The sequence below is a fragment of the Hymenobacter rubripertinctus genome (genome assembly GCF_003583925.1).
Lineage (GTDB): Bacteria > Bacteroidota > Bacteroidia > Cytophagales > Hymenobacteraceae > Hymenobacter > Hymenobacter rubripertinctus.
In genome coordinates this window covers 1-411 of sequence record NZ_QYCN01000133.1, presented here as the reverse complement: position 1 = coordinate 411, position 411 = coordinate 1, and the positions used below count along the sequence as shown (strand labels likewise).

Annotated in this window: 1 pseudogene; it reads left to right on the top strand. The window is 58.2% G+C overall.

The features are described from left to right. Positions 1-120: 120 nt before the first annotated feature. A pseudogene (locus tag D0T11_RS21865) lies at positions 121-411 on the top strand (IS4 family transposase); the annotation flags it as partial.

The following is a 411-nucleotide window of genomic DNA, read 5'->3' as shown; positions in this document are numbered from 1 at the left end:
AGCGCCAAACTTACTACGCTTTTGCGACAGGTGCCGTTTGTGCGCCATTTGTCGCGTCAAAAGTTTATCGCTCAGTTCGTTATTGGTTTRCTCAAAAGCCGTAATGTGCAGTTCTGTGAGGTGGCCCAGCACCTGAACGACGCCGTCAARCCCGCCTCSAACGAAACCCGCATTCAGGACTTTTTCCGCCAAACCGACCTGGATTATCGGCTGCTGGCCCACTTGCTGTTGAGCTTGCTGCCGACCACGGGCAAGTTGCGCTTATGCCTGGACCGCACSGAATGGGATTTCGGCCGCTGCCAGGTCAACATCCTGCTCGTCACCATCGGCCGGGGCGAGTTGCAGCTGCCCCTGTACTGGGAATTGCTCGACAACCGCAGCGGCAATTCGTCGGCCGCCGACCGCATCGCC